12 protein-coding genes are annotated in these 13,568 nt (G+C 42.5%); all 12 read left to right on the top strand.

Going from position 1 to position 13,568, the window contains the following annotated elements; all coding sequences use genetic code 11:
- Nucleotides 1-52 precede the first annotated feature (52 nt).
- Nucleotides 53-643: a DUF3833 domain-containing protein gene (locus tag CUR83_RS10790; protein ID WP_093071193.1), complete on the top strand. Its 591-nt coding sequence runs from the start codon at nucleotides 53-55 to the stop codon at nucleotides 641-643.
- Nucleotides 644-865: 222 nt separating this feature from the next.
- Nucleotides 866-1,480, top strand: a complete 615-nt coding sequence (gene ssb, locus CUR83_RS10785) for a single-stranded DNA-binding protein (RefSeq protein ID WP_212564245.1) — start codon at nucleotides 866-868, stop codon at nucleotides 1,478-1,480.
- A gap of 813 nt (nucleotides 1,481-2,293) precedes the next feature.
- Nucleotides 2,294-2,968 carry a hypothetical protein gene (locus tag CUR83_RS10780; protein WP_212564246.1) on the top strand — a complete coding sequence of 225 codons (675 nt, stop codon included), beginning with the start codon at nucleotides 2,294-2,296 and terminating at the stop codon, nucleotides 2,966-2,968.
- Nucleotides 2,969-3,043: 75 nt separating this feature from the next.
- Nucleotides 3,044-3,562 carry a BLUF domain-containing protein gene (locus CUR83_RS10775; RefSeq protein ID WP_093070610.1) on the top strand — a complete coding sequence of 173 codons (519 nt, stop codon included), beginning with the start codon at nucleotides 3,044-3,046 and terminating at the stop codon, nucleotides 3,560-3,562.
- Nucleotides 3,563-3,619: 57 nt separating this feature from the next.
- Entirely contained in the window at nucleotides 3,620-4,057 is a 438-nt protein-coding gene (locus CUR83_RS10770) for a BLUF domain-containing protein (protein ID WP_093070607.1), read from the top strand.
- Nucleotides 4,058-4,511: 454 nt separating this feature from the next.
- Entirely contained in the window at nucleotides 4,512-4,835 is a 324-nt protein-coding gene (locus tag CUR83_RS10765) for an H-NS histone family protein (protein ID WP_186473828.1), read from the top strand.
- Between the two features lie 242 nt (nucleotides 4,836-5,077).
- Entirely contained in the window at nucleotides 5,078-5,914 is an 837-nt protein-coding gene (gene gspN, locus CUR83_RS10760) for a type II secretion system protein N (RefSeq protein ID WP_212564248.1), read from the top strand.
- Nucleotides 5,915-6,811 carry a type II secretion system protein N gene (locus CUR83_RS10755; protein ID WP_212564249.1) on the top strand — a complete coding sequence of 299 codons (897 nt, stop codon included), beginning with the start codon at nucleotides 5,915-5,917 and terminating at the stop codon, nucleotides 6,809-6,811. It abuts the gene before it with no gap.
- A 78-nt stretch (nucleotides 6,812-6,889) separates the two neighbouring features.
- Entirely contained in the window at nucleotides 6,890-9,148 is a 2,259-nt protein-coding gene (gene gspD / locus CUR83_RS10750) for a type II secretion system secretin GspD (RefSeq protein ID WP_284719635.1), read from the top strand.
- 512 nt (nucleotides 9,149-9,660) lie between these two features.
- Nucleotides 9,661-10,647, top strand: a complete 987-nt coding sequence (locus CUR83_RS10745; protein WP_071002196.1) for a TatD family hydrolase — start codon at nucleotides 9,661-9,663, stop codon at nucleotides 10,645-10,647.
- Between the two features lie 69 nt (nucleotides 10,648-10,716).
- The gene (locus CUR83_RS10740) at nucleotides 10,717-11,598 is read left to right on the top strand and encodes a tRNA threonylcarbamoyladenosine dehydratase (protein ID WP_071002195.1); all 882 of its coding nucleotides are present in this window, start codon (nucleotides 10,717-10,719) and stop codon (nucleotides 11,596-11,598) included.
- A 21-nt stretch (nucleotides 11,599-11,619) separates the two neighbouring features.
- Entirely contained in the window at nucleotides 11,620-13,398 is a 1,779-nt protein-coding gene (locus CUR83_RS10735) for a GAF domain-containing hybrid sensor histidine kinase/response regulator (protein ID WP_227517190.1), read from the top strand.
- Nucleotides 13,399-13,568: the final 170 nt, after the last annotated feature.

Raw genomic sequence — 13,568 nt, 5'->3', positions numbered from 1 at the left:
AATCATCAATCGGTGAGTGTCAGATATTTATCTCTATTTAAAAGGAATTGATATGAGTAAGTTTAATAAGCTGGCGATAGGTTTTGGACTTTCAGTCGCGCTACTGACCTCTGGCTGTGCCACGCAAAATATTCAAGCCTATCAGAACACCACACCAACGCTTGATATGCATAAGTTTTTCTCAGGTCAAATCGAGGGGTGGGGCATGTTCCAAGGGCGTGATGGTGAGGTCAAAAAACGCTTTTATGTCGATATCGATGCGACTCACGAAGGCGATGATGTCATAATTCTGGACGAAAAATTTTCGTGGGCAGATGGGTCAAAATCGCAGCGTATATGGCGACTGACTGAGAAAAGTAATGGACGCTGGATTGGTACAGCAGACGACGTCGTTGGCGAGGCAACAGGCGATGTGGTAGGCAATACCCTGCATTGGGATTATGTATTAAATCTGCCAGTCGAGGACAAAACCTACAAAGTGAATTTTGACGATTGGATGTATCTCATTAATGACGATGTCATGCTCAATCGTTCAGTGATGACAAAGTTTGGCGTCGAGCTTGGCAGCGTGACATTAAGTATGCATCGCAAGAACTCTTCCTCTAAATTACGTGATAGCAATCAAGGTGCTAACCAGAATTGATATAGTTTGAAAGTTTTCATCAGCGTTTTAAAATGGCAAAATAACAGCATCTTTATCTATTAAAATTTTAAATCTTAATTAATATGTCTAGGCGACATTTGTTGTCGTATATTAATAAAACCTGCTAGATATTTAAACAAAAATTGGTTAAAGTAAAATCATATCATTGATAGGAATCATTTTTTCTATCGAATAATTATTCATAAGTAAAAGGACGGTATCATGCGCGGAGTTAATAAAGTTATCATCATCGGTAACCTTGGAGCAGATCCTGAGGCACGCCAGTTCAATAATGGCGGTAGCGTGACTAATATCTCGGTTGCGACATCTGAGCAGTGGACGGATAAACAAAGCGGTGAAAAAAGAGAAGCGACAGAGTGGCATCGTATCTCACTGTTTAACCGTTTAGGCGAAATTGCCGCGCAGTATCTGCGTAAAGGCAGCAAGGTCTATATCGAAGGTAGCTTGCGTACGCGTAAGTACCAAGACCAGAACGGCCAAGACCGTTATATCACTGAGATTCGAGCTGAGCAAATGCAGATGCTTGATGGTATGAGTGGTGGCCAAAGCGATAATGGAGGCTTTAGTAACAATCAAGGTGGACAGAACTCAAACAGTTACGGCAACCGAGGCGGTCAAAGCAACCAAAATAATTTCGGTCAGCAAGCAGGTAGCCAGCCAGCACAGCAAGGCGGCTACAATAACCAACCGAGTGGCGGTCAGAACAGCTTTAATAACCAAAATGCACCTGCGCCGCAAAATCAGTTTAATCAACCCGCGCAATCTAAGCCTACGGCAATGCCAGATGGCCCTGTAGACGATGATATCCCGTTTTAGGAATACAATAACCTGATAGTGTAGAGAAAAGTCATTAGAGCCTATATTTATAGGCTCTTTTTTTGTTTAAAAGATAGAGATTTGAACAAGTATCTTTGAATTAAAAATCCCGTTAATAGCGGGTTTTTTTAGTTTTATGAATAAATTATTAGAAAATTACCTATATGTTTATATTCACGCGATATCAGAGATTAAGTATCAAATAATAGACTTACTTATTGTTATTTTGCTAATAAAAAAAACTTATGTTTATTTTTCATTCTGCTATTAAAGGCTGGAAATATATGCGATTACTATTGAGTGGTTTATCAAGGAAGTGTGGTTATTCACTGTTGTATGTATAGTGAATTCAGTATAAAAACGATACAGTGGGACTGGGATAAATTTTTCGCAGCCTCTGTCTGCGTAGGCACAGCACGCAAGGGAAATTTAGACCAGTTCCACCTTGATATATAATGTATCTGTTTTATTTAGGATTGACTATAACCGTTATTTTTTAAAAGCGTTGTTGTCATTATTTTTATTTTCAATTTTTATATTGAAACTTATAAAAACTACCTTCTATACCTTATATAAACCGTTTGTGCTATCCAATTCAATTAGTGCTAACAGTCTATTAATGACATTGATATACTCTATTTAATTAAATAGTGTAGCTGATTTTAAGCGCCAAAGTTGCATGTAAAGCATCAGTTAACAATAAATTCAAATCTATCAGAGTTTGGCCATTCATGGCTGAAAAGAACAAAAATTATCTGGGTCAGCGTCTTATCGGTAAGATGCCTATCTTGCTGTCAATACTGAGTATAAAGCATGAACTACGGTGACGTGTTTCGCAAAAGCGATTTAGGTAGAGCAGAAATAAAGTCTCAAAGTCTCGGTATATTGCCGCGAGAAGCGAGAACATTGCTGATTATGATTGATGGCAAACGCACGTATCAAAACTACCTTGATACGCTTGATAATAGCAAAATGTTTGCTGATTTTGGCGGTGTTGGGCCTTTATTTGAGTTGCTTTTAGAGCTTGAGTGTATTGAACTGATTGGTGCTGCTAACGCTAGTTCGCAAATCCAAACAGCGCCTCAGGTATCTACTGTAAACGAAGCACCTACTGTTCCTCAAGTACCAGTCGCTAAGCAACCTCAATCTACAGACAACTCATTTGATATCAGTACTGAGATAGAGTTCGATCGTACTTTTAATAGCAAACCGCCAAGCAAAATTGCAGAGACTGGCAAAAAGTCTATCGGTAGTATGTTTAAGGCAAAAGTTGCTGGTGCCAACTATGGAACCCTTAAATCTGACTTGGCGACCTACATTGAAAAAAATGCACCACCTGCAGAAGCTTGGGGCTATTTACTGAGTCTAGAGCAGTGTGAGGACAGCGCGCAATTATTACTGTTGGCACAAGAAGTACAAAAGAGCAGTAACGCGAATCTAGCACGTGGTATGAGCAAATTTATGAAAAAAATTCAACAGTCACGTTAGTACGGCCATTGATGAGTGATTAGCAATACCTGCACCGCCTTTTTTATAAATCTAGCAAATTAATTGGAAAAAATTATGGAATCAGTCGATCTCTCAGAGTCAAATAGTCTAAAAATGCGGCAGGGTGAGCATATCATTTTGCGTCTGACTTATATCAGCCGTTACAACACTGATAATGCTAATGGTGAGGTCACTCGTATCCTTGAGCAGGCTCGGCAAAACAATGAGCGCAATGGCATCACTGGTGCGTTGGTGTTTAACCATAACTACTTTTTACAAAGTATCGAAGGGGCTAGGCCGATTATCAATGGCTTGCTTAGAAAGCTTGTGCAAGATGAGCGTCATCATTCCCTGCAAGTCATAGAATGCCGTGAGGTTGAGCAGCGTCATTGGAACAAATGGTCAATGAAGTATTTGATTCCAAGCGATGAGAACAAGGGGCTGGCACTGAAGTTTTCGACAGGTAACGAATTCAATCCTTATTTGATGAGCACCAATCAGATTATGATGTTGATTGACACCTTATCAGAGCTTCAAGAGCAAGAAGAGCAGCGTGCCTCTCAAAAGAAAAAACCGTGGTATGCCCTTGGTTAATTGAGTAATGCCTATAAATGCGATCCGCTTTCATAATATTTGTATAAGAGAACAAACATGACATCAACACACGCAGATGCCCATATCTTAGTGAGCATGACCTATGCTAGCCGTGCAAACCCAAATGTATCAGCGACCGATTTCAATGAAATATTACAGCAAGCACAGATAAATAACGCTGCTAATAGTATCACTGGGATGCTAACGTTCAATAAAGATTATTTTTTGCAGACGATAGAAGGCCCAAGAGCGCAAATTAATCGATTGCTATACAGTCTCATTTCCGATGAGCGTCATCACGACCTACAGATTATTGACACACGTGAGCTAAAGCATAGGGAGTGGGCGAAATGGTCGATGAACTATGCGTCTCCGACCGAAGAGAACGCCGCAATCTATTTAAAGTACTCTACGACTATTGGTTTTAACCCTTACCTGCTAAATGCTGAATCTGCTCATGGGTTGATGAATGAGCTGAGTGCACAAAAAGGCTAAATAAAAGTCGTTAGGGTTTAGACAAGCATTCGTTCGCAAGCTCATATGTTTTTGCTACAGCGCCTAGTTATCAGATGCTAATAAAGCAGATTTATTAATATAGTGTATTAATGAATATTATTTTATTAAAAAATGAAAAAGTACTAATATTCAGGGAATACCGCATTTAAGAAACACTATAGAAAATAGAAATTTGTTGAGCTAAGTTTCGATAAGTAATTATTGTCGATAGCCATTTGCTATATAAGGTATAATGAATGCTTGTGTTTGCCAGCAATATTTTTATTATTCATGTTTATTAAAATAATTATGAATAATCTTTGATTAATCAAAAATCAAATTAACCCTTAAAAACTATTAATTTTTGAATAATGAATGAGTCATCATTCAGGTATCTCAATAGGTACAATGTCTCTATTGAGGTGATATTTTTTATCCGACAGTTGGACTTACTATGAGTAAAAATAACGCAATTGATTTAGATAACTTAAACGTAGATGAACTACGTGCCATCAGCGAAAATGCACAGCAGCTTATTGCCAAAAAACAGCATCAGCGTTTGTATGATGCTTATATTCAGTTTGAGCAAATTGCAGAAGACAGCAACGCTACGATTGAAGAGATCTTAAAAGCTGGTGAAAAACTAGAGAAAAAACGCAGTATTAAGTATCGCAATACTGATAACAAGGAAGAAACTTGGACTGGTCGCGGACGTAAGCCAACATGGTTGGTTGAAGCGCTAGCAGCAGGTCGTGACCTTGAGGATTTTGCTATCTAATTAGGCTATCCAATTAGATAGTTTTGAGTCGTAACACAGTACGGGACGGAGCTTATCAGTCTTATGGATAATGGTTTATTTACAATCATTTAGTCATAAACGCTGAAGCTTTGCAAAATAAAAAAGCCAGTATCTCTATTGCCAATATTTTGGTAAAAAGATACTGGCTTTTTTTCTGTCATCTATAGGTCATTGTTTGTTATGATAATGACGTTTTTGTCTTATATAAGAGTTGTGCAACCGTGGCCCAAGTATCTGAGTTGTCTCATAAGCGTCCCCGCAAGCTTTGGTGGCTGATCGGATTTGTATTGTTTGCCTTATTTGCCCTATTGCAAATGCCAGCGGCATGGCTAGTCCAAAAGTATGCACCCAATACGCCTTATGTGCAGCATGTGTCTGGCAATGTATGGCAGGGCTCTGCCATTTGGCAAATTCCTCTATCATCGACACCGCTCACAGGGATGGCCAAATGGTCATGGCAGCCATGGCAACTGCTCACAGGCAAGCTTGGTGCCGATGTGACTATCAACTCAGAGCAAACGAGGTTGAACGGACAGGTAAAGCTGGGTTTAAACTCATGGCAAGTTGATGATATGAGCGGAAAGATTGCTCCTGAGACTTTGGTAAGTGTGGTTGATTGGCAACTGCCTAACACACCCATTCAAGTCAATGGCGTTTCGTTAAAGCGTCAGTCTAGCGACAATGCATCATCGGAATCCGCTGAGAATGAGTCTGCTAAAAATGCGGCGGGATTTAGTGAAGCTGATGGTCAGTTGACCTGGGTTGGCGGTGAAGTCGGCTATCCAAGTGGTGGTAAGGTTTTTTATATTACTATGCCTGCATTGCGAGCTGAGCTGAGTGCTGAGCAAAAAAACAATAAAAACCTGCTGCATATCAATCTATTGAATAATCAAGATAAGCGCTTAGGCGATCTGTATATAGACGGGGATAACATGCTAGATGTCAGTCTGACTCAGCGCCTACTAGAAAACATGCCTGAATATAAAGGGCAAGCACCGCAGGATACACCAGTCGTTAGTGTGCGCCAGCCGCTGCTAGCTGGTCTGGGGGCACCTTAAATGTCAAATATTGCTGCCAGCTTAAAGCCTGTCGTGAATACTCTCAATCGTTTTTCAGGGTGGTTGTTGCTACTGGCAATTGCTTGGCTATGTTGGACAGCGGCGCGTCTTTTGTGGTTACTATTAGCAGCGCCCTTAGCACCAGCATTGCCGCTAGCCCCTTTGCAAAACAATACAAAGTCTGCCAATGACTATAGTGGTTTGTTTGCGATATTTGCTGATCCTGACCCTATTGCAGCGGCAGTCCAGCCACCACCCAATGTTGAGCTTAAAGGCGTACTACTCGCCATACCGGAGAGCATGTCTTCAGCGTTGCTTAACATAAATGGTGAGGTGAAAAATTACCGAATTGGTGATGGACTAAAAGACAGCGACTATATTCTTGTCGCTGTTGACTGGAATTCGGTTATTATCGCGGATGCCAATGATAAAGAAACAGTGATTAGCATGCCAGATGCTATCCCGCTAGATCAAAGTGATATGCTGGCAGGCGGCGTCAGTAATCAGCGTCTGCCAGACAATAGTATGTTACCGACTGCGCCTCAGACACTACAAGATACGCCGCCTGAACCGACAGAGACGAATGGTGAAAGCAGTCCGCAAACGGCGATTGAAGAGGCGGTCACCGCGCTGCAAGAAAATCCTGCCAGTTATTTAAGTAGAATGGGCGTGATGGCCTCAGGTGAAAGCTATCAAGTCACCGCAGCGATGCCATCGAAGTTACGCAATCGACTCGGACTGGAGCCAGGTGACAAAGTGTTGACAGTAAACGGGCAAAACGTGGGCAATAATCCTGCTCAGGATGCAAGCGTATTACAGCAAGTACAGCAAGCAGGCGAAGCACAAATCGAGGTTCAACGTGGTGAGCAAGTTATTACTATCCGTCAACAGTTCTAATAAGACGGACTTTTAGCAAAGATTGCTCGTTAAACACTCAGTACATATGACGCAATATCACTGTAGGTAATTATCAATATGGTAAGTTTTCATCAATTTTCAGCCACACCGTTACACCGTATCCTGCCGCGTTTGATGCGCCTGTGTCGTCCTCTTTGCCTAGCGGTACCCTTATGGGCTGCTAGCATGGGCCTAGCGAGTGCTGAGAGCTGGAAGGTAAACTTACAAGATGCCGATATCAAAGCTTTTATTAATGAAGTGGCAACCATCACCGACCAAAACTTTGTCCTTGATCCTCGTATCAACGGCAATGTGACGGTCATCTCAAACAAAGCCTTATCGCGTGATGAGATTTATCAGCTGTTCTTAAGTGTCATGCAGGTCAATGGGATTGCAGCGATAGAGTCAGGTACGACGATCAAACTGGTGCCAGACAATGTCGCCAAGCAGTCTGGTGTCGCCGTTGATTTACGCGGCAATAGTGTCGGTGAGTCGCTCGCAACCCGAGTGATTTATTTAACAAACACTCAAGCAGCAGAAGTGTTGGGCGTTATAAGACCTTTGATGCCACAGTCTGCACATGCCGCCGCTGTGCCTGGTGTGAACGCGCTGGTGCTATCAGATCGCGCGGATAGCCTGAATCAACTCACCGCACTTATCCGTGACTTGGATAGCAATATTAATGACAGTCTGCAAGTGATACCACTACGCCACGTCGATGCCGAACGTATGATGGAGCTAATCAGTGCCTTGGTGGCAAGCGCTGGTAGCGGACAAGCACAAGGTGGTAATAATCAGCTCAAAGTGATCGCTGATTCATCAAGTGATCGATTGCTGGTCAAAGGCAGTCCTGAGATGATTGCCAAAGTACAGGAGATGGTTAATCAACTAGATACCACACCGACAAGAAGACTGAGCGGTTTACGTGTCTTTCGCCTAAAGTATGCCAGTGCTAGCCATATTGCCGATATGCTACGAGGCCTTTTGGCCAATCAATCGATTAATAGCGCTGGAGCCACCTCAACGTTAGAGTCCGCTTCTTTAAATGATGCAAGCAGTACAGGGGCAACCATTAACAGTGCGGCGAGTGAGAGTATTGGCAGTAGCAGTAGTACATCAGTTGTGCCTGCTAGCAATACCAGTGGAAGCGGTACAGGCGTTGGTGGAAAACCCTTTAGTATCATCGCTGACGAGACGCAAAATGCCGTTATCGTTAATGCTGCCCCTGAGCTCATGTTTGAGATTGAAGATGCGGTCAATCAATTGGACAGTCGCCGCGCCCAAGTCTTAATTCAAGCTGCTATCGTTGAAGTCTCAGGTGATGATGCAACCCAGCTAGGCGTTCAGTGGGCGCTTGGTAATGCCAATAGTGGCTATGGTGTCGTCAACTTCAATAATGTCGGTGCTAGTGCGACCACCTTGGCCGCTGCCGCATTGGGTGGTAGTGCTGCTGCGAGCGCCGCAGGTATTAGCTCCGCTGCCAGCTCTATCGTTGGTGCTTTGGTTGGGATTGGCGATAGCCGAAAAGACAGTCAGGGTAATACGGAATTTTATGGTGCCATTTTGCAGGCACTCGACTCTTCTACTAGTGCCAATCTATTGTCCATGCCGTCTATTTTGACATTGGATAATGAAAAGGCCAGTATCTTGGTTGGTCAAAACGTACCTTTTGTCACAGGTTCTTATACTACTAGTGGTAATAACTCAAACAACCCTTTCCAGACCATTGATCGTCAAGATATTGGTATCAATCTTAACGTTATCCCTCATATTGGTGATAATGGCACCGTACGTTTGGAGGTCTCACAAGAAGTATCTTCCGTCGTACCAGGTACTACTGGCAATGCTAGTGGTTTGACTACCAATAAAAGTCTCATTAATACAACGATTTTAGCCGATGATCAGCAGACCATCGCCCTAGGTGGTTTGATGCGTGACAATAGCACCACACGCCAGCAAAAAGTTCCGGGCTTAGGAAATGTACCAGTGATTGGCAGGTTGTTCCGCTCCGACAATGACAGTACTCAAAAGAGTAACTTGATCATATTTTTACAACCAACCATCTTACGTGATGGCGGCGCGGTTGCCAGTGTGACTGAGCGTAAATTTAACCAGATGCGTGTACTGCAATTGGTCATCGATAAAAATGGTACGATCAAACAGCTCCCGTTGAGTGGAACACAGGGCTGGGATGGTAATGTCGATTCAGACTATGAATTGATGCCGCTCAACCCCCTTATTCCTAAGCGCGATCAAACCCTGCGGTCAACCCCTCAAGGTTTCACTAAGGTAGATAGTCCCAACGATGGTATAACGACATATCCTCTCAATCGTTAAAGCAGTTATTAACCACCACTTTAAACAACTGATATATTAAATCAGCACAAGCCAATGTACGGTGTAATAAACAAAAATTACATCATACATTGGCTTGCGTATTCGTAACACAGCTAAACAGAGCGACCGTCGTATTTTACGTATACTAAACTTTAGTGAGATAAAAATAAGTATGCACATTTATATCCATAAAATTGGTGCTGTATCAATAGGTAGAGACAGTCATGGCAAATCATAAAAGGGGTAAAAGTTGGCTGGTCTTGGGTGCTGTGGCCACCGCCTTATTGATTATTCCTCGGCGTAGTAGTCGAAAATCCGATAAGGTGACTGACACTAATATCGCAAATTTAAAAAATAAGAATGCTCATCACGGGGATAAGGATACCCAGTAGGGGCGCATAGCGCTTTATAATAAACGAGGCATTGCTTGAATAAGCTGTTACTACAACCATGTGTATAATATGATGGTTGATAAGGTATTTTGCTAAACACGTTGTTTTTGGAGGGTATTTATGTCTGGTCCTGAGTCATCAAATAGGGTAAATCAAGCCTTGAGCAATTGTTATCCGCTCATTGATACCCATACACATTTTGATGCGCCAGTATTTGATAATGATCGAGAGCAACAGGTGCAAAAAGCTTACCATCAAGGTATACGTCATCTTGTGCTGGTTGGTTATCTTTATCAGCATTTTGAGCGTATGTATGACACTAAGCAGTTGATCGATAAGTTATCAAAGCGTTTTGGCATAGACACTGGCGAGCATAACGAGTCTGATTTCTGTACCCATATTGCGCTAGGCTTACATCCTTTTTATATCGAGCAGCATACTGATGCTCATTTGACAGAATTGGCACAAATGGTTGCTGCCTGTCGACCATTAGCCATTGGTGAAATTGGCTTGGATACCTTTACTGACGCAATGAAAGAGCCTGATGTTTTTGATAAACAAAAGCGGTTCTTTAAGGCGCAGCTAGATATCGCTGTGACCTATCAGTTGCCAGTGATGCTTCATATTCGTAAGGCGCATGCCGAAGCGCTTGCTATATTAAAAGCGCATGAATACGATGCTCATACATTGGGCGGTATTGCGCATAGTTTTAGTGGTGGTGAACAAGAAGCCAAGGCATTTGTGAAACTAGGGTTTAAGCTGGGTGTTACAGGTCAGGTGACCAATCCGAACGCCAAAAAACTGCGCCGTGCTATTCAGGCCGCTGTGGATACATATGGTATTGAGTGCTTGGTGATTGAGACAGACTGTCCGGATATGACGCCGATTATGTGTCAAAATTCAAATAGTCAGCATTCAGCCGTTGGACAAAGCCTAGACAATGAATGGGAGGCAGCCCACGCACATGATAGGAATATTCCTGCTAATTTGCCTTGGGTATTGTCGAGTTTAAGTGAATTATTGGGTGTCTCACAGGATAAACTTGCTAAGCAGTTATGGCAAAATAGCTGCGATGCTCTAAAAGTAAACTGGGCCTACCCAACATAATTATTAAACTTATACTTAAAAGATGAAGTAAGCACAGTCAAAATATTTAAAAAGAGTATTTAAAAAGCTATGAATGAAACCAGACAAATTGAGCACCCAGTCGTAGAGCCAGTCACTACCGAATATGATAATGTACAAGCTAGCGTAGATGAAAAAAATGAGCAGTATGACCGCCGCTTCCAAGGTACGCGTACGCTTTATGGCACATCAGCTGTCAATACGTTTGCAGCGTCGCATGTTTATATCATTGGGGTAGGCGGTGTTGGTTCTTGGGCGGCAGAAGCGCTGGCACGTACGGCAGTCGGTATGATTACCTTGATTGATTTGGACGTTTTGGTGGCCTCTAATGTCAATCGGCAGCTACCGGCGTTAGACAGTACGTTTGGTCAAAGCAAAATTGAGGCAATGGCGGCACGTATTAAGGAGATCAACCCTCAAGTCACCTTAAATCTCGTTGATGATTTCTTGACCGTCGAAAACGTCGCAGCGCTACTGCCGAGTCGCCACGAAGCGAAAGCAGCTGCCGATCAAGGTAGGCCTACTGTAATTTTAGATTGCGTGGATGATATGAATGCCAAGCTGGCGATTGCCCTACATTGCCGTTTTAATAAATTAAAGCTGGTCTGTGCAGGTGGTGCAGGTGGTAAGATAGATCCAAGTCAAATAAGAGTGAGCGACTTGCGTGATAGCTATCAAGATCCATTGCTTGCCAAATTGCGTAACAAGCTGCGCCACGAAAAAGGCATCAATAGCGCGCTAAAAGAGAAGTTCGGTATCAAATGTGTTTATTCTACCGAGCCACCACATGTGGATAAGAGCTGCCAAGCAGGCGGATTACAATGTGGTGGTTATGGGTCGGCAGTGGTCGTCACATCGGTGGTCGCAATGATTATGGTCAATGAAGCGTTACAATTATTGATAAAGCAGACGAGTCACCAATCGAGCGTCTGATATTATTTAATGGAGTCGATCTTGTCTATATCTAACTCACCTAAAAGCAGCTACCCAGTAGCGGTAGATGAAGTAGAGCGTATCAACAAGTTGAAAAAATATCAGGTACTCAATGAAGATGAGGAGCCTGCATTTGATCGACTCGTTGCACTCGTAAAGCTGTTTTTTGATGTGCCGGTGGTAACGATCACTTTTATGGATGAGGAAACGCAATATTTAAAAACAGCCTGCAAATTCAACAGTGAGACTGAGAGTGTACGTACCACAACACGTGAAGTAGCCTTTTGTAATTATACGGTTTTATCTAACGAAGTCTTTGTGGTGCCAGATGCATTGGAGGACAGTCGCTTTCGTCAGAACCCATTAGTTACTGGCTTGTCTCATTTGCGGTTTTATGCGGGTGCACCGATCATTTTGCATGAGGGCAATAAAAGTTACCGGTTAGGTTCATTATGCCTGATGGATACCAAGCCCAACCATAGCTTTAGTGACCAACAAAAAGAGGTATTGGCGCAGTTTGCGATGATGGCAGCAGATGCGTTGAAGCTACAGGATAAAGAACGTGATGCCAAACACGCCAATGAGATGAAATCTAACTTTTTGGCCAATATGAGTCACGAAATACGAACACCAATGAACGGTATCATTGGTATGGTAGAGATGCTAGGTGACACCGAGCTTAGCGCTGAACAGCGAGAGTATGTAGATAACATCAAAGTCTCTAATGAGCATTTGATGGTGATTATTAATGGGATTTTGGACTTATCGAAAGTTGAGTCTGGAAAAATGACTATCGATTCTATCCCACTCAATTTATCTACATTATGTAATGAAGTGGTCAGCCTATTTTCTATTAAGGCACGTCAACGAGGTTTGACGCTAGATTATCATTATACCGAGTCATTATCACCTTATGTGAAAGGGGATCCAGTACGCCTCAAACAAATCATCGCAAATCTTGTGAATAACGCGATTAAGTTTACCCGTGAAGGCGGGAGAGTGAGTATTGATGTCAAGCATATGAATAATTGCTATCGCGAAAATATTGACAAAAATAGCATGAGGCAGGAGACGTTAGAACGTAAGGCGGATAAAAATATGACCTTATGTATTGAGGTCACAGATACAGGTGTCGGTATAAAAGCTGAGTCATTAGAGGCAATATTTGATGCTTATGATCAAGCCAATAAATTCACGCATCGCCTTTATGGTGGTACAGGTCTTGGGCTCTCCGTCTGCAAATCTCTTGTCGATCTGATGGGTGGGTATATTTGTGTCGATAGTACCGTAGGCGTTGGTACTACATTTCGAGTGTTATTGCCGCTACCGACTATTGATGAAGAGAAATACGAAACATGGCAAGACTCTCATGATCTCACAATGGCAGAGCCTAGCCACGAGCGTGCAGGTCATATCTTATTGGTAGAAGATGATACCGTCAATGCCATTATTGCCAGAAAGGCATTGACCAATAGCGGTCATACCGTCACTCATGTGACTGATGGTCAACAAGCGATTGAAGCTTTTGCCTTGTTTCCCAAACGTTATGATGTCATCTTGATGGATCATCACATGCCGATTTTGGATGGTGTACAGGCCACTATTAAGCTGCATGAGCTTTATGACCCTCAAGACCTACCACCTATTATCGCTTTGACTGCCAATGCCATGGATGGAGAGCGCGAAAAGTACTTAAAAGTGGGTATGCAAGATTATTGCACCAAACCTTTTAAAAAGGAGCAGCTAAATGCTTTAGTACAATATTGGTTGATACAAAAGCAGCTATCAGAAGAGGAGTAAGTCACAGGTCGTTATCATGATAATTGCCATGACAATGACTATTAAATATTAGGCGCGACTAACTAAATACTAGGCGCTACCAAACGTTAAAGGCGACTATGCGACAATGAATACAGCCGCTGTAAACACAAAAAAGCTTAACCGTTTATATAGCGGTTAAGCTTTTTTAT

The organism is Psychrobacter pocilloporae, from assembly GCF_029872915.1.
Lineage (GTDB): Bacteria > Pseudomonadota > Gammaproteobacteria > Pseudomonadales > Moraxellaceae > Psychrobacter > Psychrobacter pacificensis.
The sequence above is the reverse complement of the archived record's forward strand: the minus strand, read 5'-3'. Positions and strand labels throughout refer to the sequence as shown.

Bases quoted from the DNA above. Each gene is read 5' to 3' on its own strand.
- CUR83_RS10790 (WP_093071193.1), top strand. From the start codon at position 53: ATGAGTAAGTTTAATAAGCTGGCGATAGGTTTTGGACTTTCAGTCGCG.
- CUR83_RS10765 (WP_186473828.1), top strand. From the start codon at position 4,512: ATGAGTAAAAATAACGCAATTGATTTAGATAACTTAAACGTAGATGAA.
- gspD (WP_284719635.1), top strand. From the start codon at position 6,890: ATGGTAAGTTTTCATCAATTTTCAGCCACACCGTTACACCGTATCCTG.
- CUR83_RS10755 (WP_212564249.1), top strand. From the start codon at position 5,915: ATGTCAAATATTGCTGCCAGCTTAAAGCCTGTCGTGAATACTCTCAAT.
- ssb (WP_212564245.1), top strand. From the start codon at position 866: ATGCGCGGAGTTAATAAAGTTATCATCATCGGTAACCTTGGAGCAGAT.
- CUR83_RS10775 (WP_093070610.1), top strand. From the start codon at position 3,044: ATGGAATCAGTCGATCTCTCAGAGTCAAATAGTCTAAAAATGCGGCAG.
- CUR83_RS10740 (WP_071002195.1), top strand. From the start codon at position 10,717: ATGAATGAAACCAGACAAATTGAGCACCCAGTCGTAGAGCCAGTCACT.
- CUR83_RS10745 (WP_071002196.1), top strand. From the start codon at position 9,661: ATGTCTGGTCCTGAGTCATCAAATAGGGTAAATCAAGCCTTGAGCAAT.
- CUR83_RS10770 (WP_093070607.1), top strand. From the start codon at position 3,620: ATGACATCAACACACGCAGATGCCCATATCTTAGTGAGCATGACCTAT.
- CUR83_RS10780 (WP_212564246.1), top strand. From the start codon at position 2,294: ATGAACTACGGTGACGTGTTTCGCAAAAGCGATTTAGGTAGAGCAGAA.